The sequence below is a fragment of the Streptomyces sp. NPDC058008 genome (assembly GCF_042886395.1).
In the GTDB taxonomy this organism is placed as follows: domain Bacteria; phylum Actinomycetota; class Actinomycetes; order Streptomycetales; family Streptomycetaceae; genus Streptomyces.
Genome location: NZ_JBHVQX010000009.1, coordinates 35,975 through 62,339 on the forward strand (window position 1 = coordinate 35,975; position 26,365 = coordinate 62,339).

The 26,365-nt window shown below is 73.5% G+C and carries 27 protein-coding genes; 10 read left to right on the forward strand and 17 right to left on the reverse strand.

From position 1 onward, the window contains the following. Window positions 1–19: 19 nt before the first annotated feature. Entirely contained in the window at window positions 20–892 is an 873-nt protein-coding gene (locus ACFVS9_RS11270) for an MHYT domain-containing protein (protein WP_389931518.1), read from the reverse strand. A 214-nt stretch (window positions 893–1,106) separates the two neighbouring features. On the opposite strand from ACFVS9_RS11270, the gene ACFVS9_RS11275 reads away from it, so the two are divergent. From ACFVS9_RS11275 to ACFVS9_RS11290, 4 genes are all read left to right on the forward strand, one after another. Then, the gene (locus ACFVS9_RS11275; RefSeq protein ID WP_389931520.1) at window positions 1,107–1,979 is read left to right on the forward strand and encodes a glycerophosphodiester phosphodiesterase; all 873 of its coding nucleotides are present in this window, start codon (window positions 1,107–1,109) and stop codon (window positions 1,977–1,979) included. 46 nt (window positions 1,980–2,025) lie between these two features. Beyond that, window positions 2,026–2,571 (forward strand): methylated-DNA--[protein]-cysteine S-methyltransferase, encoded by a 546-nt coding sequence (locus ACFVS9_RS11280; protein WP_389931522.1) that lies wholly within the window; start codon window positions 2,026–2,028, stop codon window positions 2,569–2,571. Window positions 2,572–2,931: 360 nt separating this feature from the next. Further along, window positions 2,932–3,885 (forward strand): pseudouridine-5'-phosphate glycosidase, encoded by a 954-nt coding sequence (locus ACFVS9_RS11285; protein ID WP_389931524.1) that lies wholly within the window; start codon window positions 2,932–2,934, stop codon window positions 3,883–3,885. Further along, a complete protein-coding gene (locus ACFVS9_RS11290; protein WP_389931525.1) occupies window positions 3,882–4,784 on the forward strand; it encodes a carbohydrate kinase family protein in 903 nt (300 codons plus the stop codon). The genes ACFVS9_RS11285 and ACFVS9_RS11290 overlap by 4 nt, the downstream gene beginning before the upstream one ends. A 660-nt stretch (window positions 4,785–5,444) precedes the next feature. Here the strand turns inward: ACFVS9_RS11290 and ACFVS9_RS11295 are convergent. The 10 genes from ACFVS9_RS11295 to ACFVS9_RS11340 are packed head-to-tail and all read right to left on the reverse strand — an operon-like array spanning window position 5,445 to window position 14,354. Further along, window positions 5,445–6,086, reverse strand: coding sequence for a uridine kinase (locus ACFVS9_RS11295; RefSeq protein WP_389931527.1), 642 nt, complete (start codon window positions 6,084–6,086; stop codon window positions 5,445–5,447). A gap of 58 nt (window positions 6,087–6,144) precedes the next feature. Further along, complete coding sequence (locus tag ACFVS9_RS11300) at window positions 6,145–7,509, reverse strand: ammonium transporter (RefSeq protein WP_383115153.1); 1,365 nt, start codon at window positions 7,507–7,509, stop codon at window positions 6,145–6,147. 40 nt (window positions 7,510–7,549) lie between these two features. Further along, window positions 7,550–8,515, reverse strand: coding sequence for an urease accessory protein UreD (locus ACFVS9_RS11305; protein ID WP_383115154.1), 966 nt, complete (start codon window positions 8,513–8,515; stop codon window positions 7,550–7,552). Window position 8,516: 1 nt separating this feature from the next. Beyond that, window positions 8,517–9,137, reverse strand: coding sequence for an urease accessory protein UreG (gene ureG / locus ACFVS9_RS11310; protein ID WP_383115155.1), 621 nt, complete (start codon window positions 9,135–9,137; stop codon window positions 8,517–8,519). Window positions 9,138–9,182: 45 nt separating this feature from the next. After that, entirely contained in the window at window positions 9,183–9,950 is a 768-nt protein-coding gene (locus ACFVS9_RS11315; RefSeq protein ID WP_389931530.1) for an urease accessory protein UreF, read from the reverse strand. Window positions 9,951–9,954: 4 nt separating this feature from the next. Continuing rightward, window positions 9,955–11,679: an urease subunit alpha gene (ureC, locus tag ACFVS9_RS11320; RefSeq protein WP_383115157.1), complete on the reverse strand. Its 1,725-nt coding sequence runs from the start codon at window positions 11,677–11,679 to the stop codon at window positions 9,955–9,957. Further along, entirely contained in the window at window positions 11,679–12,158 is a 480-nt protein-coding gene (locus tag ACFVS9_RS11325; RefSeq protein WP_389931532.1) for an urease subunit beta, read from the reverse strand. Before ACFVS9_RS11325 ends, ureC begins: the two co-directional genes overlap by 1 nt. Beyond that, window positions 12,155–13,033 (reverse strand): cobalamin biosynthesis protein CbiX, encoded by an 879-nt coding sequence (locus ACFVS9_RS11330; protein WP_389931534.1) that lies wholly within the window; start codon window positions 13,031–13,033, stop codon window positions 12,155–12,157. Before ACFVS9_RS11330 ends, ACFVS9_RS11325 begins: the two co-directional genes overlap by 4 nt. Beyond that, a complete protein-coding gene (locus ACFVS9_RS11335; RefSeq protein ID WP_383115159.1) occupies window positions 13,030–13,335 on the reverse strand; it encodes an urease subunit gamma in 306 nt (101 codons plus the stop codon). Before ACFVS9_RS11335 ends, ACFVS9_RS11330 begins: the two co-directional genes overlap by 4 nt. A 56-nt stretch (window positions 13,336–13,391) precedes the next feature. Beyond that, window positions 13,392–14,354, reverse strand: coding sequence for an urea transporter (locus ACFVS9_RS11340; RefSeq protein WP_383115160.1), 963 nt, complete (start codon window positions 14,352–14,354; stop codon window positions 13,392–13,394). A gap of 195 nt (window positions 14,355–14,549) precedes the next feature. Here ACFVS9_RS11340 and ACFVS9_RS11345 point away from each other — a divergent pair, with 195 nt between their 5' ends. Both ACFVS9_RS11345 and ACFVS9_RS11350 read left to right on the forward strand, forming a co-directional pair. Next, complete coding sequence (locus ACFVS9_RS11345) at window positions 14,550–15,020, forward strand: fluoride efflux transporter FluC (protein ID WP_389931536.1); 471 nt, start codon at window positions 14,550–14,552, stop codon at window positions 15,018–15,020. After that, complete coding sequence (locus ACFVS9_RS11350; protein WP_389931538.1) at window positions 15,017–15,391, forward strand: fluoride efflux transporter FluC; 375 nt, start codon at window positions 15,017–15,019, stop codon at window positions 15,389–15,391. The genes ACFVS9_RS11345 and ACFVS9_RS11350 overlap by 4 nt, the downstream gene beginning before the upstream one ends. A 314-nt stretch (window positions 15,392–15,705) precedes the next feature. On the opposite strand, the gene ACFVS9_RS11355 is transcribed toward ACFVS9_RS11350, so the two are convergent. Next, window positions 15,706–16,227: a cupin domain-containing protein gene (locus ACFVS9_RS11355; RefSeq protein ID WP_389931540.1), complete on the reverse strand. Its 522-nt coding sequence runs from the start codon at window positions 16,225–16,227 to the stop codon at window positions 15,706–15,708. Window positions 16,228–16,291: 64 nt separating this feature from the next. After that, window positions 16,292–16,972, reverse strand: a complete 681-nt coding sequence (locus tag ACFVS9_RS11360) for a winged helix-turn-helix transcriptional regulator (protein ID WP_389931542.1) — start codon at window positions 16,970–16,972, stop codon at window positions 16,292–16,294. Window positions 16,973–17,059: 87 nt separating this feature from the next. On the opposite strand from ACFVS9_RS11360, the gene ACFVS9_RS11365 reads away from it, so the two are divergent. The 3 genes from ACFVS9_RS11365 (at window position 17,060) to ACFVS9_RS11375 (ending at window position 19,496) form a co-directional block, all read left to right on the forward strand. Then, complete coding sequence (locus tag ACFVS9_RS11365) at window positions 17,060–18,271, forward strand: pyridoxal phosphate-dependent aminotransferase (protein ID WP_383115165.1); 1,212 nt, start codon at window positions 17,060–17,062, stop codon at window positions 18,269–18,271. Next, complete coding sequence (locus ACFVS9_RS11370) at window positions 18,268–18,897, forward strand: peptidase (protein ID WP_389931544.1); 630 nt, start codon at window positions 18,268–18,270, stop codon at window positions 18,895–18,897. The genes ACFVS9_RS11365 and ACFVS9_RS11370 overlap by 4 nt, the downstream gene beginning before the upstream one ends. A gap of 290 nt (window positions 18,898–19,187) precedes the next feature. Further along, window positions 19,188–19,496 carry a hypothetical protein gene (locus tag ACFVS9_RS11375; protein ID WP_389931546.1) on the forward strand — a complete coding sequence of 103 codons (309 nt, stop codon included), beginning with the start codon at window positions 19,188–19,190 and terminating at the stop codon, window positions 19,494–19,496. Window positions 19,497–19,512: 16 nt separating this feature from the next. Here the strand turns inward: ACFVS9_RS11375 and ACFVS9_RS11380 are convergent, their stop codons facing one another. The 3 genes from ACFVS9_RS11380 to ACFVS9_RS11390 form a co-directional block, all read right to left on the reverse strand. Beyond that, window positions 19,513–20,790, reverse strand: coding sequence for an SWIM zinc finger family protein (locus ACFVS9_RS11380; RefSeq protein WP_383115168.1), 1,278 nt, complete (start codon window positions 20,788–20,790; stop codon window positions 19,513–19,515). Then, a complete protein-coding gene (locus ACFVS9_RS11385) occupies window positions 20,787–23,714 on the reverse strand; it encodes a DEAD/DEAH box helicase (protein WP_389931548.1) in 2,928 nt (975 codons plus the stop codon). Before ACFVS9_RS11385 ends, ACFVS9_RS11380 begins: the two co-directional genes overlap by 4 nt. Window positions 23,715–23,895: 181 nt before the next feature. Then, complete coding sequence (locus ACFVS9_RS11390) at window positions 23,896–24,981, reverse strand: SPFH domain-containing protein (protein WP_383115184.1); 1,086 nt, start codon at window positions 24,979–24,981, stop codon at window positions 23,896–23,898. A gap of 219 nt (window positions 24,982–25,200) precedes the next feature. On the opposite strand from ACFVS9_RS11390, the gene ACFVS9_RS11395 reads away from it, so the two are divergent. Continuing rightward, window positions 25,201–25,551, forward strand: coding sequence for a hypothetical protein (locus ACFVS9_RS11395; RefSeq protein WP_383115170.1), 351 nt, complete (start codon window positions 25,201–25,203; stop codon window positions 25,549–25,551). Between the two features lie 94 nt (window positions 25,552–25,645). Here ACFVS9_RS11395 and ACFVS9_RS11400 read toward each other — a convergent pair whose 3' ends face one another. After that, on the reverse strand, window positions 25,646–26,350 hold the full coding sequence (locus tag ACFVS9_RS11400; RefSeq protein WP_383115171.1) for a class I SAM-dependent methyltransferase: 705 nt from the start codon (window positions 26,348–26,350) through the stop codon (window positions 25,646–25,648). Window positions 26,351–26,365: the final 15 nt, after the last annotated feature.

The window sequence follows — 26,365 nt, forward strand, 5'->3', positions numbered from 1 at the left end:
CACTGACAACGGCCGGGGATCAGCGGCCCCGCGGCTGCCGGGAGGGCCTGCGCGCGGTGGTCGCGTAGGACGGGGTGCGGCGGCGCTGGACGGGGACCGGGGTCGTCGGGCCGCCGCGCGCGAACGCCTGCCCGGCCGGACGGCCGGCCCCTTCCGGGCCGCCGGTGACCACCATCGGGTCGATCATCACGACCACGGCGGCGAGCAGCAGGAAGCAGCCGGGGCCGATCATCATCGGCAGGAGGAGCGAGGTGGGTGCCTCGCCGGGCGACGCCGGTACGGCGTCGGGGTGCAGGTGCACCCGGAGCGCGGCCATGCCCGTGTAGTGCATCCCGCTCACGGCGACGCCCATGACCACGCTGGCGCCGAGGCTGGGCAGGAAGCCGTGGATGGAGACGGCGGCCCACAGGGAGACGGTCGCGGCCACCACGGCGATGACGACGGAGAGCGCGACGGTGAGGGTGTCGTACTCGAACAGTCCTTCGAAGTTCATTCCGGCCATGCCGAGGTAGTGCATGGAGGCGACCCCGAGGCCGGTGATCATCCCTCCGGTGACCAGCGCCATGCGCGTGGCGCCCCGGTAGCCGACGAGGAAGATGCCGACGCCGACCATGCCGACCGCCACGGCGAGGCTGGCGTAGGTGAGGGGCCGGTCGTAGCTCACCGGTGCCTCACGGACGCTGAAGCCCAGCATCGCGATGAAGTGCATCGTCCAGATGCCGGATCCGATGGAGGTCGCCCCGAGGGCCAGCCAGCCCGCCCTGGACGCGCCCCGCGCGCGCAGGGACCGCGTGGTGCAGCGCAGGCCGAGTGCGGCGCCCAGGCATGCCATCAGGAACGCCGTGACGGGTGTCACGAGGCCGTAGGTGAATCCGTCGACTGTGCCCTGCATGCTGGTACGCCCTTCGCGGTGTGCCCGGGTTCGGGGTGACCCTAAAGGGCAAGGCCCGGCAAGCAAACATAAGAGCGGCATTTTATCCGCCTCTGGGCCCTCCGGGGATCCGGTACCCGATCTTCCGTTCACAACATGGCCATCATCCCCCTCCCCTGTGTTGGGGATCGGATGGGAGTCTCTGCCTGTCCGCATCTCGACGCGAGGAGTACACGTGTCCGTACGCACAGCAACCGCCTCCGGTGCAGCCGCCGCTCTGCTGGGCGCCTGTGTCCTGCTGCCCGCCACCCAGGCGCAGGCCACGGGCTCGCACGACAGCCCGGTCGTCTACGCGCACCGGGGCGCCTCCGCCTACGCCCCGGAGAACACCCTGGCCGCCGTCGACGCGGCCGACGGCCTGGGGATCGCGTGGGTGGAGAACGACGTGCAGCTCACCAAGGACGGTGTGCTGGTCGTCGTGCACGACACCACGCTGAGCAGGACGACCGACGCCGAGGAGGTCTTCCCCGGGCGGGCGCCCTGGGCGGTCAAGGACTTCACCGCGAAGGAGATCGCGAGACTGGACGCGGGCAGCTGGTTCGGCGCCGGGTTCGCGGGGGCGCGGGTGCCGACGCTCAAGCAGTACCTGCACCGGATCGAGCGCAACCACCAGAAGCTCCTCCTGGAGATCAAGAGCCCGGAGCTCTACCCCGGCATCGAGAAGGAGACCCTGCGCGTCCTGCGCGAGGAGGGCTGGCTCGACCGGGGTCACGTCAAGCACAGGCTGGTCATCCAGAGCTTCGGTGCAGAGAGTGTGAAAACTGTCCACGCCCAGCGCCCGGACGTCGTCACGGGCTTCCTGGGAACTCCCGCGGTGGCGGATCTGCCGTCGTACGCGGCGTTCACCGACCAGATCAACCCGTCGTACACGACCATCGGTGCCGACTACGTCGCGGCGGTGCAGAAGCTGAAGGGCGCCCACGGCAAGCCGCTCCGGGTGAACACCTGGACGGTGAACGACACGGCCAAGGCGCGGGAGGTGGCGGGCTTCGGCGTGGACGGCATCATCACCAACAACCCCGACACCGTCCGGGACGCCACCCGCTGAGCCGTTTCGCCCCGCGTTGTCGGAGGCCGGCCGTACCGTGGGCCGCATGGAGAAGAACGAGCGGGTCGTGGAGTGGTCCGTGGTGCCGAGCGCCATCGGCCCGCTCCTGCTCGCCGCGACCCCCGCGGGTCTGGTGACGGTGGCCTTCCACGCCGGCCCGGCGGTCCGGGACGAGGTGCTCGGGCGGCTGAGGGCGCGGCTGGGCGCGGAGCCGGCGGAGGCGCCGGGCTCCGCGCTGCTGGCCGGGCCTGAGCGGCAGCTCGCGGCGTACTTCGCCGGTGAGCTGCGGGAGTTCACGCTGGGTCTGGACTGGTCGCTGAGCGCCGGTTTCCACCGCGAGGTGCTCCGCGAGCTGGCGTCCGGCGTGCCGTACGGGACGGTCGTGGGCTACGGGGACCTGGCCGCCCGGACCGGCAGGCCGGACGCCGCCCAGGCCGTGGGGGCGGCCATGGGCGCCAATCCGCTGCCGGTGGTGGTCCCGTGCCACCGGGTGGTGGAGAGCGGCGGAGGACTCGGCGGTTTCGGCGGCGGGCTGGAGACGAAGCGGCGGTTGCTGGCGCTGGAGGGGATACTCCCGCAGCCCCTGTTCTGAGCGCCGGCCCGCACACCGGCTGCGGGGCGCGTCACCGCGCTGCCCGGGGGCGTACGCGGGTGCGGGCGGGCCCGCCGGCCGGGGCCGCCCCTCCGCGGCCCGCGCACCGCGAGGACGGCGGGTGGCGGAGCCCTTGCCGCATGGGGACGGCGACCCGGGCTCCCGGGGGGGGACTCCCCTGCCGTACGGGCTCCGGCGCCTTCCGCGTCGGGGCCGTCTTGGCGCGGGGAGGACGGCACGGCGCGCGGAACCGCCGCGCAGGGCCTCCGCCCGCCCGCTCCCCCGCCGTCGTCCGGTCACGCCACCGACCGCCCGGCCGCCGGGGGTTTGCGGCCGTCGTGCCCGCGACAGGGATGGGGCATGCCTCAGAATCCATCGGCACCGCTGCCGCAGGAAACCGGCCGAAGCGTCTTCGCACTCTCCGCGGAGGTGCGGGAGGCCCTGGAGGAACGGCGGCCCCTGGTCGCCCTGGAGTCGACGATCATCGCGCACGGGCTGCCGCGCCCCCGCAACCTCCAGGTCGCCCGGGAGCTGGAGGAGCTCGTACGGAGGGCGGGTGCGGTGCCGGCGACGGTCGCCGTGCTGGACGGTACGGCGCATGTGGGCCTGGACAGGGCCCAGTTGGAGCGGGTCGCCGAGGACCCGCGGGTACGCAAGCTGGGCCACCGCGACCTGGCCCCCGCCCTGGCCCTGGGCGCGAGCGGGGCCACCACCGTGTCCGCCACGGCGTTCCTCGCGGCCCGGGCGGGTCTGCGGGTCTTCGCGACCGGCGGGCTCGGCGGGGTGCACCGCGAGTGGATCCGGTCGCAGGACGAGTCCGCCGACCTCCGGCTGCTCGCCGGGACCGGGATCACCGTGGTGTGCGCGGGCGTGAAGTCGATCCTGGACGTGCCCGCCACACTGCAACGCCTGGAGACACTCGGGGTGGGGGTGCTGGGCTACGGCACGGAGCACTTCCCCGGCTTCTACCTGTCGAGTTCCGGGGAGCCGGTCGACTGGACGGTCCGCAGCCCGCAGGAGGTCGCCGACGTGATGCGGGCCCGGGAGGAGCTGGGCGGCCCCTCCACGGCGCTGATCGTCGCCAACCCCGTACCGGAGGCGGAGCAGTTGGACCCGGTGGTGCACGACCGGGTGCTTGCCGGGGCCCTGGAGGCGGCCCGGGAGCAGGGGATCACCGGGCAGGCCGTCACGCCGTTCCTGCTGGAGTACCTGATGCGGGAGACCCGCGGTGCCTCCCTGGAGGCCAACCTCGCCGCCGTGCGCGGGAACGTCCGGCTGGCCGCCCGGATCGCGGTGGCGACGGCCGCCCGGTGAGCGCGGCGGCCGGAGGCGGACTGCTGGTGGTCGGCGAGGTGGTCACCGACGTCGTCGTACGGCACGCGTCGGAGCCGCTCCACGGCACCGACACCCCGGCGCGGATCACCACGCTGCCGGGCGGTGCGGGGGCCAACGCGGCCTGCTGGGCGGCACGTTCGGGGTGCGGGGACGTCCGGCTGCTCGCCCGGGCCGGGGCGGACTCGGCGGCCTGGCACCGGGAGGCGCTGCGGCGGGCGGGTGTCCGCCCGCTGCTGCACGTGGACGAGGACGCTCCGACCGGCACGGTGGTCGCGCTGGTCGACTCCTCGGCCGAGCGCACCTTCCTCTCGGACAGCGGCGCGGTCCTGCGCCTCTCCCCCGCCGACTGGTCGCCCTCGCTGCTGGACGGCGCCGCCCGGCTCCACCTGTCCGGTTACCTCCTCTTCGGGCCGACGAGCCGGGCCACCGCGGCGCTCGCGCTGCGGGACGCACGGCGGCTTGGCGTGCCGGTGAGTGTGGATCCGGCCTCGTCCGGCTTCCTCGCCGGGCTGGGCTCGGCGGCCTTCCTGGATCTGGTCGGGGGGATCGACCTGCTGCTGCCCAACGCGGCCGAGGCGCGTGAGCTGACCGGGCTGCCGGACCCCGCCGACGCCGCGGCCGAACTGAGCCGTCACGCCGGCCGGGTCGCCGTGACGCTCGGGGACCGGGGTGTCCTGCTGGCGGCCGGCGGCAGGGTGACCGCCCGGGTGCCGGCGGCGCCTGTCCCCGCCCCGGTCGACTCGACGGGTGCGGGGGACGCGTTCACCGGCGGCTTCCTCGCGGCCCTCGTCGCCGGGGCGGACGACGTCGCGGCGGCCGAGGCGGGCTGCCGGGCAGGGGCGGAAGCGGTCGCGACGGTCGGGGGCCGCCCGGTGTGACGGGCGGCGGCGGTCGGGGGCCGCCCGGTTGGACGGGCTGCGGCGGTCAGGGGCCGCCGGGTTGGACGGGTCGGGCGGGCCCCGGCCGGACGGTCTGACGGGCCGCGCAGGCCCCGCCGGACGGGTCTGACGGGTCACGCAGGCCCGGGCCGCCCGGTGTGACGGGCCGCGGCGGTCAGGGGCCGCCCGGTGTGACGGGCCGCGCAGGCACCGGCCGGACGGTCTGACGGGTCACGCAGGCCGACCGCCCGGTGTGACGGGCCGCGGCGGTCAGGGGCCGCCGGGTTGGACGGGCCGGGCGGGCACCGGCCGGACGGTCTGACAGGTCACGCAGGCACCGGCCGGACGGGTCTGACGGGTCACGCAGGCCCGGGCCGCCCGGTGTGACGGGCCGAGGCGGTCAGGGGCCGCCGGGTTGGACGGGTCGGGCGGGCCCCGGCCGGACGGTCTGACAGGTCACGCCGACCCCCGACCACCCGGCGTGCCGGGCCGCGCAGGCCCCCGCCGCACGGGGTGCCGGGCCGCGCAGGCCCCCCGCCGGGCGGCCCCTGACCGGGCGGCCTGACGGGTCACCCGGGCCCCCCGCCGGACGGCCTGACGGGTCGCCCGGGCCCAGATCACCCGGCGCAGGTGCGCGGCACCGGACCGTGAGGCCCTGCCCTAGCCGCCGATCCCCGTCCACGCCGGGTGGTGGGGGTCGTCGGCGCGTACGACGGCGTCCGCGCGCGCGGCCGGGCCGGTCTCGTCCTCGTACCGTGCGAAGGCGGGCAGGGTCCACCGCTCGGCCTCCGGCGTACGACGGCGCAGCGCGCCCGGCGTGAGGCTCAGGTGCACACCGAGGTCGAACGGGAACCACTGTCCGAGGAGCAGCGGCCCGTGCAGGATCAGCACCCCGCCCTCGGGCAGCGCCTGGTACGGGCTGCGGGTCGCCCGGTCCGTGACGGGGTTCCAGAGGTCGGGCAGGACCCGTCCGCTGCCGCCCGGTTCGAGCGGGCGGAACACCTCGCGCCACAGCGCCCCGGTGTCGAACCAGCCGTCGGCGTACGAGTCCGGGTCCTCCTTGCCGTACTCGTAGCGGAGGCTGGCCGGGCGCAGGAAGCCGCCCGTGGACACGGTGAGCACCGGGCGCCCCCGGGCACGCAGCGCGTCGGCGAGGCGGGCGGCCGGTTCTTCGGGGCGGGCGGCGGGAGCACCGTCCACGCCGATCCTCAGCCAGGGCCCGCCGTCGGCCGGACGGAGTGCGTCGGCGTGGGCGGCGAGGGCCTCCCCCAGCCGTTCCCAGGTGATCGGTTCGAATCGCACGTCTCCATCATCGCTCCCGGGTGCGGGCGCCGGATCGCGCCCCGGGACCCGCGGCCGGTCAGAGCCGTGTGCCCCTGGCCCGCAGCAGCGCGGTGATCTTCCGGACGAGGTCCTCGTCGTCCTTCACGGCCGTGCCGGGCTTGCCCGCGCCGGACACGAGGTCGTCGAGCCGCTCGGCGGTCCGGAAGTCGTAGGCGCGCTCCTCCTCCTCGCCGGGGACGTGGCCGTAGGCGTCACCGGCCCGGAATCCGACGGTCAGGTCGACGGCCTTGGCGATGAGCCAGGTCAGGATGAAGGAGAACGCGATGACGGACACGATCGCGACGAGCTGCTTGCCCAGAAGGGCCCAGCCGCCGCCCTCGAAGAGCCCTTCGTGTCCGCTGATCCGTCCGGTGGCGAAGAGACCGACCATGATCAGCCCGATGAATCCGCCGACCCCGTGCACACCGACCACGTCGAGCGTGTCGTCCACGCCGAAGCGGTACTTGAGCGTGATCGCGAAGGCGCAGACCGCGCCCACGACGAGCCCGGTGATGACGGCCCCCAGGGTGTCGATCTCGCCGCAGGCGGGCGTGATGGCGACCATGCCGGCGATGGCGGACGAGACGACCCCCATGGTGGTCACCCTGCCGGTGCGCCACTTCTCGACCAGCGGCCAGGTGACCATGGCGCCCGCGGCGCCGAGCTGCGTGTTGATGAACGCGGCGGCGGCGGTGCCCTGGTCGCTCAGCGCGGAACCGGAGTTGAAGCCGAACCAGCCGAACCAGAGGAGTCCGGCGCCGATCACGACGAGCGGGATGTTGTTGGGCCGCTCCTCACGCCGGGCGAAGTCGCGGGGTGCCCGCAGGACGACTGCCACGGCCAGGCCGGCGACCCCGGAGTTGAGTTCCACGGGCAGACCGCCGGCGAAGTCGAGCGCGCCGAGGTGGCCGACGATCCAGCCGTCGTCGTCGAACACCCAGTGCGCGAGGGGGACGTAGACGATCAGCAGCCACAGGACGACGAAGACGAGCCAGCCCCGCATCGTGGCGCGGTCGGCGATCGAGCCGCTGATCAGCGCGACGGTGATGATCGCGAAGCCCATCTGGAACGTGCTGTAGACGTAGGTGGGGATGTGGCCGGTCAGCGTGGTCAGCCCGATGCCGTTCATGAACGCGTGGTCGAGGCCGCCGATGAGTCCCGCGCCGCCGACGTCGGGGCCGAACGCCAGGGTGTAGCCGATGGCCCACCAGACGAGCGTGCCGAAGGCGAGCGCGGCGAAGCTCATCTTGATCATCATCAGGACGTGTCTGGTGCGCACCATGCCGCCGTAGAAGAACGCCAGCCCCGGCGTCATCAGCAGCACCATGGCGGTGGCGGCGAGCAGCCAGGCGGTGTCCCCGGAGTCGTACGCGGGCGGCATCGGCGCGGGAGCGGTGTTCATCGGCGTACCTCGTGGGTGTCGTCGGGTCGGGGGGTGCGCGCTACGGCTTGCGGACGGCGGGCGCCGGACGGCCGGTGAGGAGCCGGTGCACGGCGTGCCAGGCGGCGGTGTGCGCGGCGGCGACCCGGACGGGGCTGTCGTCCAGGAGCCGCAGCCACGCGCCGCAGTCGTGCGGCAGGACGCTCACCCCGTACAGGACCCCGTGCCCGGCCAGTGCCGTGTGCAGGGTGTCGGCGATCACGGTGGCCGGGGCCCGGTCGCTGACGACGAAGAGCGAGCAGACGTGGTCGTGGCCGGCGAAGACCCCCGGCCCCGTGACCCCGGCCCCCGGGCCGGCCTCGTCCGCGCGCAGGCGCAGGGTGTCGACGGCGAGGAGTGTGCCGTCGGGCCGGGTGATGTGGAGGTCCGCGGCGACGACCCGGTAGGCGTGGCGTTCGCCGCGCGCGAGCCGCCCGGCCGTGACGGTGTCGCCGAGGAGGACGGTGGCGCCGGGGGCGACGGTGACCTCGGTGCGCTGGTAGAAGCGGGCGTCCTTGAACGGGATCACGGGGTCGGGGAGGTACTCGACGTAGGAGTCCTCGTGCGCCGTGATGTGCACGCGCTGGCTCGCGTAGTCGTGCTCCATCCGGAAGACCTTGGTGGCGGCCTGGGTGGTGAGGTGGACCTCGGTGCCGGGGCCGCAGCGGAAGTCCATCCGGTAGCGGTCCGCCTGGGCGACACCGCCGCCGGTGGCCATCAGGCAGACGTAGGCCATGCCCGGCAGGGCGGGGTCGGTCCGGAGCGGCCGCATGATCTGCAACGGGGCCTTCTGGTAGCGCTCCACGAGTTCGGTGCGCCCGCCCCGCACGGCGAAGGCCAGGTCGAGGATGCCCACCTTGGCCGGGGAGCCGGGGGCGAGCGTGTCCGGTACGGAGGCCAGGGCCGCCACCTCGGGAGGGAGGCGTACGGCGCTGTAGTAACCGGGGTCCAGACGGTCCGGCCTGGTCCGGAGCGGGGCGGGCGGCACGTCAGATCAGCACCTTGCGGCGTGACTCGATGTAGGCGAGGACGTCGTCGACACCGGTCCCGGTCAGGCAGTCCGTCAGGACGACCGGGCGGTTGTCGCGGACCCGGTGGGCGTCGGACTCCATGACGCCGATGTCGGTGCGCACGTACCTGGCGATGTCGATCTTGTTGATGACGAGCAGGTCCGAGTCGGTGATGCCCGGCCCCCGCTTGCGGGGCATCTTCTCGCCCTCCGCGGTGTCCAGGACGAAGACGAAGAGGTCGACGAGCGCGGGGCTGAAGGTGAGCGTGAGGTTGTCGCCGCCGGACTCGTAGAAGAGCGTGTCCGTGTCGGGGAAGCGCTCCAGCATCTCGGCGCCGGCCGCGAGGTTCATCGTCGGGTCGTCGCGCACCGCGGTGTGCGGGCACGCCCCCGTCTCGACGCCGACGACGCGCTCCGGTGCGAGGACGCCGTCCAGGGTGCGCCGGATGTGCTGGGCGTCCTCCTGCGTGTAGATGTCGTTGGTGATGACCGAGGGGATACGGCCGCCCTTGACCAGCAGGGGCACGAGTGCCTCGATGAGCGCGGTCTTGCCCGATCCGACGGGTCCGCCGATGCCGACCCGAAGTACGTTGTCGTCCATGATGCTCCTTGGCTCGTGGGTGTCAGGGGGGTGTGCCGGGGGTGTTCAGCTGGCGAAGAGCCGTGCTTCGGCCCGCTCGTGACGGCCGGACATGATGTCCGAGGCGTAGAGGGTGGCGCCGACGTCGGGCAGTTCCCGGCGCAGCGCCGCCTCGACGGCCTCCTCGATGACGGGGGCGGCTCCGTGGAGCAGGCTCTGCGCCTTGCGGTGGTCGGTGAGCCGCAGCCGGAGGGCGGCTCCGGCGAAGCTCGCGCAGAAGGCGAAGAGGTCGGAGGCGACGGCCTGGCGGACCGGTACTCCGGTCGCCGCGTAGACGACTCCCGCCGCCACGGCCTGGGTTCCTGGGACCTCGCGGCGTTCGACCCGTGCGTGGTAGTCGTCGATCTCCGGCCGGTCGAAGACCTCGCTCGCCAGGTCGAGGAGCTGGCGCCCCGTACGGGTGGCGGCCCGCCGCATCTCCTGTCCCAGCTTGGTGGCGAACAGGTGCTCGTCGACGGCGGCCACGGCTCCGGGGTCCCCCGCCCGGCAGGCGCGGTGGGCGAGGGCGAGTGCGGTGGCGTCGGCCGGGCCGACGCCGTGCAGGATCATCGATTCCAGCAGCAGGGGAAGGGTGGCGGAGTCGACGGCCCGGGCGTGGGCGAAGCCCTCCAGGCTGTGCGAGAGGGTGTAGAAGCCGCTGGGGAAGGCGGAGTCGGTCAGCTGGAGGCTGACCAGCAGGTGTGCGAGCCCGGGTCCCGTGGCCGCCGCTCGCGCGGCCGCCTCCGCCCCGGCCGCGGGACCGCCGTCCATGGTGTCGCCCTCTTCCTGGTACATCGGCCTAGACCAGGAAGTACAGGTGGTTGAGGGGGAGTTTCTCGGCGGGGTCGATGGTGGCGACCTTGCCGTTCAGGGTCACCTTGAACGTCTCCGGATCGACCTTGATCTCCGGCAGCGCGTCGTTGCGGATCATGTTGTGCTTGCCGATGGTCCGGGTGCGCAGGACGGGCAGGACCCGGCGTTCCAGGCCGAGTTCGGCGGGGACGCCGGCGGCGATGCCCGCCTGCGACATGAAGGTGACGTGGGTGGCCTGCTGGGCCTTGCCGTACTGGCCGAACATCGGACGGTAGATCACCGGCTGCGGGGTCGGCAGCGAGGCGTTGGGGTCGCCCATCTGGGCCCAGGCGACGATGCCGCCCTTGATGATCATCTTCGGCTTGGCCGCGAAGGAGTGGATGGGCCAGAGCACGATGTCGGCGAGCTTGCCCTTCTCGATCGAGCCCACGTGGTCCGCGATGCCGGTCGCGATCGCCGGGTTGATGGTGACCTTGGCGAGGTAGCGCAGGACCCGCTCGTTGTCGTTGCGCTCGGAGTCGCCCTCCAGCGTGCCGAGTTTGTCCTTGCAGTGGTGGGCGGTCTGGAACGCCCGGGTGACGGATTCGCCGACCCGGCCCATGGCCTGGGAGTCGGAGGAGAACATGCTGATGACGCCGAGGTCGTGCAGCACCGTCTCGGCGGCGATGGTCTCGGCCCGGACCCGGCTGTCCGCGAAGGAGACGTCCTCGGGGATGTCGTGGCTGAGGTGGTGGCAGACCATGACCATGTCCAGCAGTTCGTCCACCGAGTTCTTGGTGTACGGAAGCGTGGGGTTGGTCGAGGACGGCAGGACGTTCGGCTCGCCCGCCACGCGCATGATGTCGGGGGCGTGGCCGCCGCCCGCGCCCTCGCTGTGGAAGGTGTGGATGGTGCGCCCGTCGATGGCCGACCGGGTGTCCTCGAAGAAGCCGCCCTCGTTGAGGCTGTCCGTGTGGATGGCGACCTGGACGTCGTGCGCGTCGGCGACGCTCAGCGCGTTGTCGATCACGGCGGGGGTGGCTCCCCAGTCCTCGTGGACCTTGAGGGCGCAGGCTCCGGCGACGACCTGCTCGTTCAGCGCCTCGGGGAGGCTGCCGTTGCCCTTGCCCATGATCCCCACGTTGACCGGGATGGCTTCGGCGGCCTGGAGGAGCCGGGCGATGTTGAACGGGCCGGGTGTGCACGTGGTGCCGTTGGAGCCGTCGGTCGGGCCGGTGCCTCCGCCGATGAGCGTCGTGATGCCGTTGGTGAGGGCCTGCTCGGCCTGCTGCGGCGCGATCAGGTGGACGTGGGTGTCGATGGCGCCCGCCGTGGCGATGAGGTGCTCGCCCGCGATGGCCTCGGTGCCGGGGCCGATGACCAGGCCGGGGTGGACCTTGTCCTGGGTCTGCGGGTTGCCGGACTTGCCGATGCCGGCGATGAAACCGTCCTTGATCCCGATGTCGCACTTCACGACACCGACGACCGGGTCGATGACCACGACATTGGTGATGACGGTGTCGAGGGCGCCCTGGGCGCTGGTGGCCTGCGGGTCGGAGGCCATGCCGTCGCGCATGGTCTTGCCGCCGCCGTAGAGGACCTCGTCCCCGTACTGCCCCTCGCTGAAGTCCTTCTCGACCTCGACGACGAGGTTGGTGTCGCCCAGGTGGAAGCGGTCACCGACCGTCGGACCGAACATGTCGGTGTACTGCTTGCGCGGCAGGATGGGCATCAGCGCGAACCCTTCTTCTGTTTCGAGTCCTTGGCGTTCTTGGTGTTCTTGGTGCTCTTGGTCTTCGCGGTCCCGTCGGTGTGCGTGGCGCTGTCCCCGGATCCGTCCTCCGCGCCCTGGAAGCCCTGCTCGATCGCCCTGCGGACGGCTTCGACGCGGGCCGGGTGCGAGACGAGGCTGCCGTTGAGCAGCCCGCTGAATCCGACGAGCCGGCCGGTACCGGCGTACGCGCACAGCTCGACCTCGCGCGTCGAGCCGGGCTCGACGCGTACGGAGGTGCCGGCGGGGATGTTGAGGTGCATGCCGAGGGCCTTCTGACGGTCGAAGGACAGCGCCGAGTTGACCTCGAAGAAGTGGTAGTGCGAACCGATCTGGATCGCGCGGTCGCCGGTGTTGCTGACCGTCAGCCGGACGGTCCGGCGGCCCGCGTTGATCTCGACCGGTTCGTCGCCGTACAGGTACTTCTGCCGGAACGTCATGCGGTACTCCTGATGGCTCGGCCCGCGTCGTGGACGTGCGGGTGCGTGGGTGCGTGCCCGTGGTCATGGCCCTCGCCGGGTGCGTGGGAGTGCCCGTGACCGGGTGGGTGCGTGTGGGAGTGGCCGTGGCCCTCGCCCGGGGGGTGCGTGTGGGAGTGGCCGTGGCCGTCGGCTGCGGTCAGTCCGGCCGCGATGCCGTCGTCATGCCGCCCGCTCCACCGCCGCCGCGCGTCGGACACGCGCTCGGCGAGCACCCGGGCCAGGGCGGCCGGGGGGAGCAGCGGGCCCGCCGCCGCGACCCGCGCACCTGCCGCGCGGGGGACTTCCGGCAGCCCGAACGCGGCGGGCAGCAGCGTCACCCGGTCGGCGCCGAGCAGCCGGCAGCGCCGGATCCCCTCGGCGGGGTCCGGGGTGCCCCCGGTGAACGCGACCTCGACCATCGGGTGGCCGCCGTAGCGGTGCACCAGACTCGCGACCCGGTACAGCTCGGCGTCGTCGAACGGGCCGGCGGCGGGAGCGGTGACGAGCAGCGCGGACGCCCCGGGCGTACGGGCCGCCGCGGCGCGCAGCCAGGCGATCAGGTGCTGCGAGGTGCCGAACGGCTCCGCGAGCAGCGTCCCGGGACGTGCGGCGGGGGGCAGGGCGCGCAGGGTGCGGGCGGTGTCCGCGACGAGTTCGGGGTCCCTGCCCAGGGTCATCGGGACGACGCAGGCCTCCTCGCCGGAGCGCCGGAGACGGCCGAGGCCGCGGATCAGTTCGCGCCCGCCGGGGACGACCAGCACGCCGGGGCCGGCCAGGTCGCGCAGCGCCTCCCCGTACCCGGACTCGTGACCGCAGACGGCGATCACGGTGCCACGGCCGGACAGCGGGCTCATCCGCCGACGGGGTCGTGGCAGGAGACCAGCTTGGTGCCGTCCACGAAGGACGCCTCGACCTGCAGCAGCCCGAGCATCTCCCGTACGCCCGGCATGGTGTCGGCCTCGCCGACGACCTGCCGGCCCAGCTCCATGCAGTCGGCGACGCTCCTGCCGTCCCGGGCCGCTTCCAGGATGGCCTCGGTGATCAGCGCGACGGACTCGCTGTAGTTGAGCTTGAGTCCACGGCCCTGGCGTTTGCGGGCCAGGTCGGCCACCACGTACACCAGCAGCTTGTCGATCTCGCGAGGGGCCAGGTTCATCGTCGGTGCCTTTCTCGGGTTGCGGGGAGGGGAACGCGGAGTCCGGGGCGGGCGGGTCAGCCGCTGCGGCGGAGGCGTGGCAGCAGGGGGACGGCCGCCATGAGCGCCCAGGTGGTGAGGATGAACGGCCAGGTGAAGGTGTGGCCGCCGAAGGGTTTGAACAAGGAGGTCAGGGACGCGGTCAGCCCGGTGGTGGCGGCCGCGCCGAAGAGTGCGTAGGCCCCGTTCCAGACGGTGCCGGTGAGGAAGACCGCGCCGACGGCGATGGCCACGAGGACGGCGTTGTAGCCGTAGATGCCGCTGGAGATCAGTGCGGTGGGGGCGCCGAGCGCCCACGCGGCCACGATGCCCATGACGCTGCCGGCCGCCGCGTACAGGAGTACGCGGATCCCGGCGCAGGCCAGGCCGGCGAGCATGATGAGCCCGACGTACCACTTGTCCACCAGGAAGACCTGCGACACGTTGGTGAAGAAGGCGTGCCACAGGGCGTCCCAGGAGAGCCCGGTGTCCCCTCCGGTGGTGCTGGAGACGGCGTTCGGGGCGCCGTGCCAGATCCGGGCGAAGGACGGGGCGCCGAGGACCATCACGCCGGAGACCAGGCAGAACGGCGCGGTGAGCGCGGTCAGTCCGTACGGGGCCAGGAAGGTGGTCAGCGCCGCCATGAGGAGGGTGCAGACGATCGCGCCGACGACGGCGAGCACGTAGGTGGCGGCGTGGTCGCCCAGCGAGGTGACGAGCGCGATGCCGGTGAGGCAGCCGCAGTACCCCTGCAGACCGAGCGCGATGCCCGACCGGTCGACGCCGAGCGCGTAGGCGGTCGCCGTGGAGACGAGGGTGCCCAGGGTCGCGAAGAGGCCGATGCGCCAGCCCGCGCTCCACAGCCCGGCCAGGATGATCAGGCCGGTCCACAGGGTGGGCTGGAGATCGACCTGTCCCACTCCGCGCGCGGAGGCCAGCAGGAACGCGGAGGGCTGTCGCCGTTCCAGCTTCCCGACCAGGTCTGGTTCGGCGATGGGCACGGAGGACTCCAGCGTTCGGGCGTGGAAGGGGGGCGGCCGCCCGTCTCGGCCGGCCGCTGTCCGTGATGGACGTCAATGCTCACTGAAATCCATATCCGTGCCGTCGGCGAGGCGCGTTGCTCCGTCCAGGGCCCGGAACACCCGAGCACCCACGCCCTTCCCGTATCGGCCGATTTAGCCCATTACGGTGTCGGCATGCTCCAGAAGATGGCGTTGCACACCCGCACGCACCCCGATCACCATCCCGGCGTCCAGCCCTCCGTCGTGGGAGCGGTGGCGGTCGGCGGAGCGGCGGGCGCGGCGGCCCGCTACGGCGCCGAGCTCCTCTGGCCCACCGCACCCTCGGCCTTCCCCTGGACGGACCTGCTGGTCAACGCCGTGGGGTGTTTCCTCATGGGAGCCCTCATGGTCACCCTGAAGCTGCGTTTCCCGGCCGCCCCCCGGCTCGTCAGCCCGCTGCTCGGCACCGGGGTGCTCGGCGGCTTCACCTCGTTCTCGCAGTACACGAACGGCGTGCGGCGGCTCTTCGACGAGGGCAGGCCCGGGCTCGCGGTGACCTCCATGCTGCTGACGGTGGTGGTGGCCCTGGCCGCGGTGACGGCGGGCGCCCTCGCCACGCACGCCGCTTTCGGGCGTGGCGGCAACACGCGGGGCGATGCCCGATGACGGACTGGCTGCTCGTGCTGGCCGGCGCCCTCGTGGGTGCTCCGGTGCGCTATCTGATCGGGGTGGACGCCACGTTCCGCCTGCGCAGCGCCTTCCCGTGGGGGACGCTCACCGCCAACGCGAGCGCCGCGCTCCTGCTCGGATTCATCGCGCAGGGGGCCACGGACGGCGATCTCGGGCCTCGGCTCCTACTCCTGCTGGGCACGGGGTTCTGCGGGGCCCTGTCGACCTGGTCGACCTTCTCCTACGAACTCCTGACGTTCACCTCCGCCCGCAGGCTGGGTCTGGCCGGGGGGTATCTGGTCCTCACCGTCGGGGTGGGTGTCGGACTCTCCTTCGCCGGCGCGGCCGTGGCCGACGGCGTCTTCTGACCGTCGGAGGCGGCGGGGAGGGCGGCAACGCGCCTGCGGGGAGGGGCGGGGCGGACGGCAACGCGCCTCAAGGGGGGACGGGCGGTAACGCGCCTCCCGGGGGCAGGATTCCGCCCGCACTCCGCGACGGCCCGGCCGGGCGTCGGCGCGTACGGCGACGCACCCGCCGGCCGGGCAGGCGGAGGCCCGCCGCGGCCGGCCGCACGTCGGACAGCCCCGGCAACGGGCCCGGCACCCCGGCCCGCTTCGGCCGGCGCCCGCACCTCCGTACCCTTCCCCGCGCGTACGGCGACGCGCCCGCCCCGCGCTCCGCCCTACCTCGCCGCCGGGCAGTCCGCCGCGTCGGCGTCGTCGGACAGGGCGCTGCCTTCGGGGAGCAGGTACGTCACCCAGAGCACGACGGGCTCGGTCCCGAGGTTGCGTCCGATGTGCCGGTGGCCGGCTCCGGACGGTTCGATGAAGGACGTCCCGGCGGGTGTCACCTCGACCGTGCAGTCGTCCAGGGTCCGGGTGAGCGTCCCGGACTTGACGACGGCGATCAGCTGCCCGCTGTGGGTGTGCCAGCCGGTCGAGCCGCCCGGCGCCACGGTGATCTCCCGGAAGGTCACGTCCGTACGGCCCTTCGGGGTCTTCACCTTGAGCTTGCCCGCCGAGGTGCCCTCGGCGACGACCGTGCCGCTCACCCCGCTGCCCGGGGTGGCGACGGCCGCCGCCGGCACGAGGCCCAGCGCGGCCACGCAGACGCCCACCAGCAGGGCCTTGCGCAGCGCCCCCCGCCTCCTCGCACCCCGCACGGCGCTCCCGCTCTCCGCACCGCTCACGCCGTCGAACCCCATGACCGACTCCTCAGCATCCGCCCGATGAACACGCCTACGCTACCGGCGAGTTGCGCGAAAGGCTTCAGACGCGCGGGCATCGGCCGGTGCGGAGTGCGCCGGCGAGCGGCCCGTCGCCGAGCACCTCCACCAGGCCGTCCCCGACCGCCTCGGCAAGGGTGCGCTCACCCCGGGCGAGCGTACGGGCGGCCTCGGCGTCCAGCACGAGACAGGCGTCGGGGGCGTCGGCGGGGCCGTATCCGTACACCGCGCCCCCGGCGGCCCCCGCGCCGGTGCGGATGTGGAACTCGCCCTCGTCGAGCCTGACTTCGACGACGCCGCCGTGGGCGAGCCCGTCGAGGGCCGGCAGCAGGGGCAGGGCGAGCCAGTGGGCCCTGACCGCGTCCGTGGGGCGGCGTTCGTCGAGGGCGGGCGCGCCCCAGCGGGCGAGCGCGGTGAGGACCGGGAGGAGTCCCCGGCCGTGCTCGGTCAGTTCGTAGACCGCCGCGGCCGCGGGGGGCGGCAGCCTGCGGCGCACCGCCAGGCCTCCCTGCTCCATGTCCTTGAGCCGGGAGGCCAGCACGTCCGTGCTGACGCCGGGCAGATCGGCGTGCAGATCCGTGTAGCGGCGGGGACCGGCCAGCAGTTCACGGACGATCAGCAGGGTCCACCGGTCGCCGACGGAGTCGAGGGCGCGGGCGGCGGCACAGAACTGGTCGTAGCTCCGGCGGCGGGCGGGGCGTGCGGGCTGCTGCTGACGTGGCATGCGACGCAGTCTAGACATGTTGTTGGACTTTCCAAGTCCGAGCTTGGTAAAACCAAGTATCGCAATCTCACGTCGGGGAGGCACGCCATGGAGTTCCGGCAGTCCAGCAAGCTCAACGAGGTCTGTTACGAGATCCGGGGCCCGGTCATCGAGCAGGCCAACGCCCTGGAGGAGGCGGGCCACAGCGTGCTGCGCCTCAACACGGGCAACCCGGCGCTCTTCGGTTTCGAGGCGCCGGAGGAGATCGTCCAGGACATGATCCGGATGCTCCCGCAGGCGCACGGCTACACCGACTCGCGCGGCATCCTGTCCGCGCGCCGCGCCGTGGCGCAGCGCTACCAGGCGATGGGGCTCGCCGATGTCGACGTGGACGACATCTTCCTCGGCAACGGGGTCTCCGAGCTGATCTCCATGGCCGTGCAGGGGCTCCTGGAGGACGGCGACGAGATCCTGATCCCGAGCCCGGACTATCCCCTGTGGACCGCCGTCACCACGCTCGCGGGCGGGAAGGCCGTGCACTACACCTGCGACGAGGGGGCCGACTGGAACCCCGACCTCGCCGACATGGCCTCGAAGATCACCGACCGCACGCGGGCCATGGTGATCATCAACCCGAACAACCCGACGGGCGCGGTCTACTCCCGCGAGGTCCTCGACGGGATGCTCGACCTGGCGCGCAGGCACGGGCTGATGGTCTTCGCCGACGAGATCTACGACCAGATCCTCTACGACGACGCCGAGCACCACAGCGTGGCGGTGCTGGCCCCCGATCTGCTCTGCCTCACCTTCAGCGGGCTGTCCAAGACGTACCGGGTCGCGGGATTCCGCTCGGGCTGGATGGTGGTGTCGGGTCCGCGGCAGCACGCCCGCAGTTATCTGGAGGGGCTCACCATGCTCGCCTCCATGCGGCTGTGCCCCAACGCCCCGGCTCAGTACGCGATCCAGGCGGCGCTCGGTGGCCGGCAGTCGATCCGGGATCTCGTGGCCCCCGGCGGCAGGCTCCGCGAGCAGCGCGACCGGGCCTGGGAGCGGCTGAACGAGATCCCCGGGGTGTCGTGCGTGAAGCCGAAGGGCGCGCTGTACGCCTTCCCGCGCATCGATCCGAAGGTCCACGGCATCGTCGACGACGAACGGTTCGTCCTGGACCTGCTGCTGCGGGAGAAGATCCAGGTGGTGCAGGGCACCGGCTTCAACTGGCCGCGCCCTGACCACTTCCGCATCCTCACCCTCCCGCACGCCGACGACCTGGACGCGGCGATCAGCCGCATCGGCCGCTTCCTGAACGGATACCGCCAGTGACCTGCCCGGCCTGCCGTACCCCCGTGCACACCCAGTTCGCCTCGCCCGGTCTGGTGGAGGCGATCGTCGAGGGCGGTCTCGATCCGTCCGGGGACCCCCTCTGGGCGGAGTCCGGCGCGGCCTCGCCCGCCGAGTACGCCCGCTGGGCGGGCCATCTGTGCGGGATGACGTGCCTGCGCATGGCGCTGGGGCCCGGGGCGCCGTCCCTGTTCGCCCTGCGGGACGGGGCGTCGGCGTACGGCGCGTACACCGAGGACGCCGACGGAGTGATCAGGGGGCTGGTCCACGCGCCCTTCGCCCGGTACGTGTCCGAGGTTTACGGACTCGACGCGGCCGCCCACCGGGACCTCTCCCCCGCCGGGATCCTGGACCTGCTGGACGGGGGCCGGAGCGTGATGGCGTCCGTGCACCCCGGGATCCGGCACCCGGAGCGGCCGGCTCCGGGGCGCGGTGGCCATCTGGTGCTGCTGACCTCGCGGACGGCGGACGGCGCCGGTGTCCACTTCCACAACCCGTCGGGGACGACGGCGGCGACCCGCGCGGCCGGTCTTCCGCTGCCGGTCTTCGAGCGTTTCTTCGCGGGCCGGGGCGTCTCCCTTCCGGGAGCCCCGGCGTCGCACGCGTAGCGGCCCGCCGGTACGGGTGGCCGGGGGGACGCCCAGAGGCCCGCCGGTACGGGTGGCCGGGCGGCGATCCGCGGAGCGAACGGATCCGCGCCTCCCCTGGGAAGGCCTTCGCCCAGGAGCCGGACAGCCGCGTCCGCGCCGGCCTCCGACGGGCAGGTCCCTCCGGGCGGGCGGCGGGTGAGCCGCCGTGTCCGGGTCTCCCGGCGTTCGCTACTGTTCCGCCTCCGGACACCGACGCCCGGCGGAGCGGTCCGGCGACCACGTACGGACACGAGCAGGGAGCAGTCCACATGGGTGCGGCGATACGCCACTTCACCGCCATCGGTCCCGGGGACCAGGTGTTCACGGTGAACATCGAGCGCGACTTCCGCTACGACCCCTACCGCGACTTCCTCGTCTGCGCGCACTGCGGCTGGTCGCCGTCGCTGCTGACCACGCGGAGGATCGACGCGATGGCCTGGGAGCACCTGGCCGACGCCCACGACGCCTCCCGCGGACGGGCCGGCCAGGAGAACGAGTCGTTCCGCAGGGCGCGCTGGGTGGTGCTCCCGCTGTGCGCGGTCCTGGTCGTCGCACTGCTGGTGTTCCTGCGGAGCTGACGGGTCCCGCCGTGCGTCAGCCCCGCAGGACGGTGAGTGCGGCAACCGGGTCGGGATCGGGTACGCCCCGGGGCCACCAGTCGTCCTGGCCCGGGTCGGACTCGTAGCCGTACCAGCGGGCGTCGTGGCCGAAGCGGAGCTGGAGGGTGCCTCCGGCGTTGGTCAGATGGTTGCGGCGGGGCTGGAAGCGCGGGAAGTCCGCGGCGGCCAGGGCGGGCCGCGCCCGGTCGAAGGGGCCGGCCGGCGGGTCCCAGGGGGTCTCCAGCACCTCCAGCCCCTCCGCGCCGCCCTGCCGCCAGGCGGCGACGGCCCGCGCCAGGTCCGTCGTGCTGCGGCCGGTGGCGAAGGCGAGCTCGCGGTAGAGCGCCCGGGTCGTGGCGGTGAGTCCGGCGGTGGGGCGCGACGCGGCGATCCGGACGGCGTCCTGCCAGGTGCTGAGCCCGGCGCGCGGGTCGTCGCCCGTGGTGAGCATCGCGTGGGCGCGGGCGGCCGCGTCGGTGGCGAGGTGGTCCAGGCCCAGCGGGTCGCGGGCGCCGGGCAGTTCGGGGTAGGACGGCGGCTCGCCGGGATACGGCGGCACGGGCAGGGGTGCGGGCAGCGGCGGCAGGAAGCGGTCGGCCAGGGCGTCGGAGGCCGCGACGGAGGGCATGGCGGGGGGCTCGGGGCGCTCCCGCGCGGAGTGTTCGGCGTTGCGGCGGCCCAGCTCGTCGAGGAGTTCGCGCTCGCCCCGCCCGCGCATCAGCAGCAGGACGAACGGGTCGCTGTCCAGCAGCCGGGCGGTCTGGAAGCAGAGGGCCGCCACGTGCTTGCAGGGCCAGCCCCGGTCCGGGCAGGAGCAGTCCGGGTCCAGGTCCCCGGAGGCGGGCAGCAGGCGGATGCCGGTCTCGCCCGCGGTGTCGACGAGGGAGTGCGGCATCTCCTTGTCGAGGAGCGCGGACAGGTGCCCCGGCCGGGCCGCGGCGGCGTCCAGGAACGTGTCCCAGTCGGACGCCGAGAAGGTCCGCAGGCGCAGCTCCGCGCGGTAGGGGCGGGGGCGGCTGCCGTGCACGTAGGCGATGACGCGGCCGGGGGTGACGGTGACGGCGGCGACGTGGCCCCCGTCGGCGTACGTACGGCCGCGGGCGAGCCGGCCCTCGTCCATGGACAGGGATTCCAGGGCCTCCACCCAGGCCCGGCCCCACCAGGTCTCCGCGAAGGGCCCTTCGGCGTCGGAGGTGCGGGCGGGGACCGCTTCGAAGGTGCGCCGCAGGTCGTCGGGGCCGGGGCGGGCCGCGGGGGCGCCACCCGGCCTCATGCCGTCCTCCGGAGCGAGACCAGGTCGGCCAGGTCACGGTCGCTGAGCTCGGTCAGGGCGGTCTCGCCGGAACCGAGCACCGCGTCGGCGAGGGCGCGCTTGGACTCCAGCAGTTCACCGATCCGGTCCTCGACGGTGCCTTCGGCGATCAGCCGGTGCACCTGCACGGGCTGGGTCTGGCCGATGCGGTAGGCGCGGTCGGTGGCCTGCTCCTCGACCGCGGGGTTCCACCACCGGTCGTAGTGGATGACGTGGGCGGCCCGGGTGAGGTTGAGGCCAGTGCCGGCCGCCTTGAGGGAGAGCAGGAAGACGGGGACCTCCCCGGACTGGAAGCCGTCCACCATCCGCTCCCGCTCGGACACGGGCGTGCCGCCGTGGAGCAGTTGGGAGGGGATCGCGCGGGAGGCGAGGTGGGCGGAGAGCAGCCGGGCCATCGACACGTACTGGGTGAAGATCAGGACGGATCCGTCCTCGGACAGGATGGTGTCGAGCAGTTCGTCGAGCAGGGCGAGCTTGCCGGAGCGTCCCGCGAGCCGGGTCGGCTCCTCCTTCAGGTACTGCGCGGGGTGGTTGCAGATCTGCTTGAGCGAGCCCAGCAGTTTCATGATCAGCCCGCGCCGCGCGATGCCCTCCGACTGCTCGATGAACGCCATGGTCTCGCGGACGGCGGCCTCGTAGAGCGTGGCCTGTTCCCGGGTGAGGAAGACGGGGTGGTCGGTCTCCGTCTTGGGCGGCAGCTCGGGCGCGATGCCCGGGTCGGACTTCTTGCGGCGCAGCAGGAAGGGGCGGACCAGCCGGGACAGGCGCTCGACCGCTTCCTCGTTGCCCAGGCCGGCGGCGGTCCCGGTGTTCTCGACGATCCGTGCGTGCCGCGAGCGGAAGGCCTTGAGCGGGCCGAGGAGGCCGGGGGTGGTCCAGTCGAGCAGCGCCCACAGCTCGGAGAGGTTGTTCTCGACGGGGGTGCCGGTGAGGGCCACGCGGGCGGGGGCCGGGATGGTGCGCAGGGCCCTCGCGGTCGAGGAGTGAGGGTTCTTCACGTGCTGTGCCTCGTCGGCGACGACCAGCCCCCAGGTGTGCCCGGCGAGCTGCTCGGCGCCGGAGCGCATCGTGCCGTAGGTCGTGAGGACGAAGCCGCCGTCGGAGCCGCCGAGGGTGCGGTCGGTGCCGTGGAAGCGCCGTACGGGCACGCCGGGTGCGAAGCGGTTGATCTCGCGGTGCCAGTTGCCGAGGAGGGAGGCCGGACAGACGACCAGGGTGGGGGCGGTGGGGGCGCGGTGCAGATGGAGCGCGATGACGGTGATCGTCTTGCCCAGGCCCATGTCGTCGGCGAGGCAGCCGCCGAGCCCCAGTGACGTCATACGGTCCAGCCAGGCCAGGCCGCGGAGCTGGTAGTCGCGGAGGGTGGCGTGGAGACCGGGGGGAGCCGGGAGGGTGGCGTCCTCGTCGAGGATGCGCTCGCGGAGGGCGGCGAGGGCTCCGGCGGGCACGGCCTCGACCTGTTCGCCGTCGACCTCGGCGCTGCCGGTGAGGGCGACGGCGAGGGCGTCCACCGGGTCCAGGAGGCCCAGCTCCCGCTTCCGTGCCTTGCGGACGAGCGCGGGATCCACGACGACCCACTGGTCGCGCAGCCGCACCACCGGCCGGTGTGCCTCGGCCAGGGTGTCCATCTCCGCCTCGGTGAGCGGGTCGTCGCCCAGGGAGAGCTGCCAGTCGAACGCGAAGAGCTGTTCGGCGTCGAAGAAGGAGGTGCCGTCGGTCGCCGATCCCGGCGCGGGCCGGACGACGGCCGCGGCGGTGAGCGAGCGGGCGAGCTCCCGGGGCCAGTGGAGCGCCACGCCCGCGGCCGCGAGCCGTGCTCCGGCCGGGCCGATCAGCTCGTACAGCTCGTCCTCGGTGACGGCGAGCACGTCGGGGACGGGCTGGTCCAGCAGCCGTTCCAGGGGCGGCCAGACGCGGGCGGCGCGGCGCAGTGCGAGCACGGCGTCGATCCGGGCCCTCGGTCCGAAGGGGTCGCCCGCGCCGCCGCTCCACAGGGTGGCCGCGTCGGTCACGTACGTCGGATCGGCCAGGCTGTGCACCTGGGTGATCGCGGCGGCGGCGTGACGTGAGGCGGCCGGCGTCCCGGGCGCCTCCTCGTCGCCGGCCGCTCCCCCGGTGGCGGCGGACGGGTCGAAGAGGTCGTACGAGGAGAGGTCGAGCCGGAGCGAGACGCGCACCCCCGCGTCGAGTCCGGCGGCCACCTCGACGGCCCAGGCCCGCGCGTCCGGCAGGTGCTGCGCCTCCCGGGCCGCGAACGGCGCCCCCATGGCGTGGGCGGCCGCGGGCGTCCGGGGCAGGGTGTCGGCGACGGCGTCGAGGAAGGCGCCGAGCAGGGCCCGGGGTTCGGGGACGCGCAGGGGTGTGCCGTCCAGCGGGACGGCGTGTCCCTCGGGCGGCATCGAGGCGGCGACGGCCCGCAGATGGGCGATGTCCTCGGCGTCACGCGGCCCGGCGCGCCAGGCGTCGTGGTCGCCGGCCGTCAGCCCGGGCAGGAGCCTGCCGCGGGCCACGAGACCGAGGGCGTGCAGGGCCGCCGCACCCCACGCGCGGGTGGCGGGGTGGGCCGCGGCGCGGTGGCGGGCGTGTGCGAGCAGAGGCACCGCGTCGGCGACGGAGAGGGCGACGGCGGGCACGGTGCGGGTGCGGACCCCGTCGGTCGCGTGCCGTTCGACGACCGTGAGCTCGGTCAGGGTGTACGCCGGGCCCGCGCCGGAGACCGGGTCGGCGGCCCTGGCCTCCGGGAGGACACCGGGGACACCGGTCCTCGTGGTCCCTTCGGGGTCCCAGAAGGCGATCCGGCCGTTCCGGGGCGGCTCCGACGGCAGGAAGACGGCGGGGCACCGCAGCAGCCGGTCGGCGGTGATGTCCCGCGTCCGCTCCGCCATGTCCACCGCCCCCTCTCCTGTTCCGGTCGGCCCGCTCCGGCCTGGTCCCTCCTGTCCGGGCGAGTCTAGGCGGGGGGTGTGACAGCGCCCGCCCCGGCCGTGTCCCCACGACAGGCCGGGGGTGCGGCACCGCCCGCCCCGGCCGTGTCCCACGACAGGCCGGGGCGGGCGGAGGAGTGCGTCAGTGACGGGTGAAGGGCTTGCCGTGGGAGTGGCTGGACAGCTCCTCGTCATCGAATTCCGGGAGGGACTCCGGGTCGAACTCCGGTACCCCGTCCGAGCCCGGTCCCACCTCGGCGAGGGGCGGGTCCGGCAGCGGCTGGTCGGTGAAGGTCTGCGCGGTGACCGAGGGGTCCACGAGGGCCGGGTCCACGAGCGACGACGGATCCGCGGTCCCCTCCGGAGCCTGTTGCCCGTCGCCGTCCGGACCGTCCGGCCGTCCGTCGGGGTCCGGCCGCCCGTCCGTGTCCCGCGCCTGCCCGGCGGCGACGGCGGGTGGCGGCGAGTCCTGCTGCGCGCGTTCCAGGAAGCGGAGCAGCTCTACTGGGAAGGGCAGGACCAGTGTGGAGTTCTTCTCGGCCGCGACCGCGACCACGGTCTGCAGCAGCCGCAGCTGGAGCGCCGCGGGCTGGGTCGACATCTGCTGCGCCGCCTGGGCGAGCTTCTTCGATGCCTGGAGCTCCGCGTCGGCGTTGATGACCCGCGCACGCCGCTCACGGTCGGCCTCGGCCTGCCGGGCCATGGACCGCTTCATCGTCTCCGGCAGCGAGACGTCCTTGATCTCGACCCGGTCGATCTGCACGCCCCAGCCCACCGCGGGGCTGTCGATCATCAGTTCCAGCCCCTGGTTCAGCTTCTCGCGGTCGGAGAGCAGGTCGTCCAGGTCGCTCTTCCCGATGATCGACCGGAGGGAGGTCTGTGCCATCTGGGAGACGGCGAACCGGTAGTCCTCGACCTGGATCACGGCGCTGGCCGCGTCCACCACCTTGAAGTAGATGACGGCGTCGACGCGCACCGTGACGTTGTCGCGCGTGATCCCGTCCTGGGCCGGGACCGGCATCGTCACGATCTGCATGTTCACCTTGCGGAGCCGGTCGACGCCCGGAACGATCATCGTCAGCCCCGGGGACCGCACCTCGTCGTGGAGCCTTCCGAGCCGCAGCACCACACCGCGCTCGTACTGTTTGACCACCCGGGCCGCAGCCATGCCGTACAACGCGGCGCACGAGAGCACCGCCACCAATGCCACCAACAGCGCCTGGACCATCACGGCCCCCTGCCTACCGGGCGCGTCACCGCGCCCACTCATTCATGTCCTATTAACACCTTATGCCCGATCGGTCACCCTCGAACCTCCGTCCGGGTGCCGGGAGCCCCGGCCGGACGCGCACCGGATGCCGGCGGGTGGCCGGCCGGGCAGGGTGGCCAGCGCCAGCACGTCCCCGTGACGTACCGATGAGCCGGACGAGCAGACGAGGACCCGCCCATGTCCGTCACCGCGCCCCCCGCCCTCCGCCGCACCGGCATCGCCGTCGGCGCCGCCCTGCTCACCCTGGCCGTCACGGGCTGTTCCGGCCTCGGGCGTACGGCGGTCGGGCCGGTCACCTACACCACCGACCAGGACAGGATCGTCAGCGTGAACAGCCCGTCGGTGAAGGGCTGCCACACGATGGCGCCCGCCGGCGCGCGCACGGTCGAGAACCGGACCCTGATCGATATGGTCCTGTACACCACGCCCGACTGCAGCGGCCAGGGCACCGCGTACGTGGCCACCACCTTCACCGACACGGACGCCGCGCACGCCCAGCCCTGGCGCAGTTACCGCTTCATCCACTGACCGGCGCGAGGCGTGGACCCGGTGCGGCAGGCGCGCACGCCGCATCGGATCCCCGACGGGCCGACCGCCCGTTTCCGGGCCGCCGGGGCCCGGTTCAGTGCCGTTCGGGGCGGGCCAGCGCCCAGACGCCGTCCGGGGTGAGATAGCGCTCGACGACGAGACCGGCCTCCGCGAGATACGCCTCGAACCGCTCCACGGAGAGCTCGCGCGACCGGAAGGTCTGGGTCCACCGGGCGTCCTCGAAGACGTACTCCGCGCGGACCTCGTCCACCCCGTCGCCGATGGGGTCGGCCGACAGGATCCGGATGGTGCACCCGGCGGCCGGGTCCTCGCGCTCCCGGGGCAGCTCGGAGTGGTAGCCGGCGCCCTCCCGCTGGACGAGCACGACGCCGTCGTCCTTCACGTACGAACGGCAGGTCCCGAGCAGCCCCTGTCTGACCCGGTGATCGCTCGTGTGCACCAGGAACGACCCGAGCACGACCGCGTCGAAGCGCTCCTCGCCGAGGTCCAGCGCCTCGATGGGGCTGTGGACCACGCGCGCTCCGCGGACGCGCTCCAGCATCTGCGCCGACTCGTCCACGGCGGTCACGGCGAAGCCCCGGTCCACCAGGGGGTGGGTCACCCGGCCCGCCCCGCAGCCCAGTTCGAGCACGCTCGCGCCCGGCGGCAGCACCGAGCCGATCACCTCGGGTTCGCCGCCGGGTGACAGCCGTGCGTACAGCTCGACCGCGCAGCCGTCCGGCGTGATCGAGCCGGGCCCCGTGCCCGTGTGTCCCTCACGTACCAGTTGTCCGCTCATACCCGTCCCAACGGA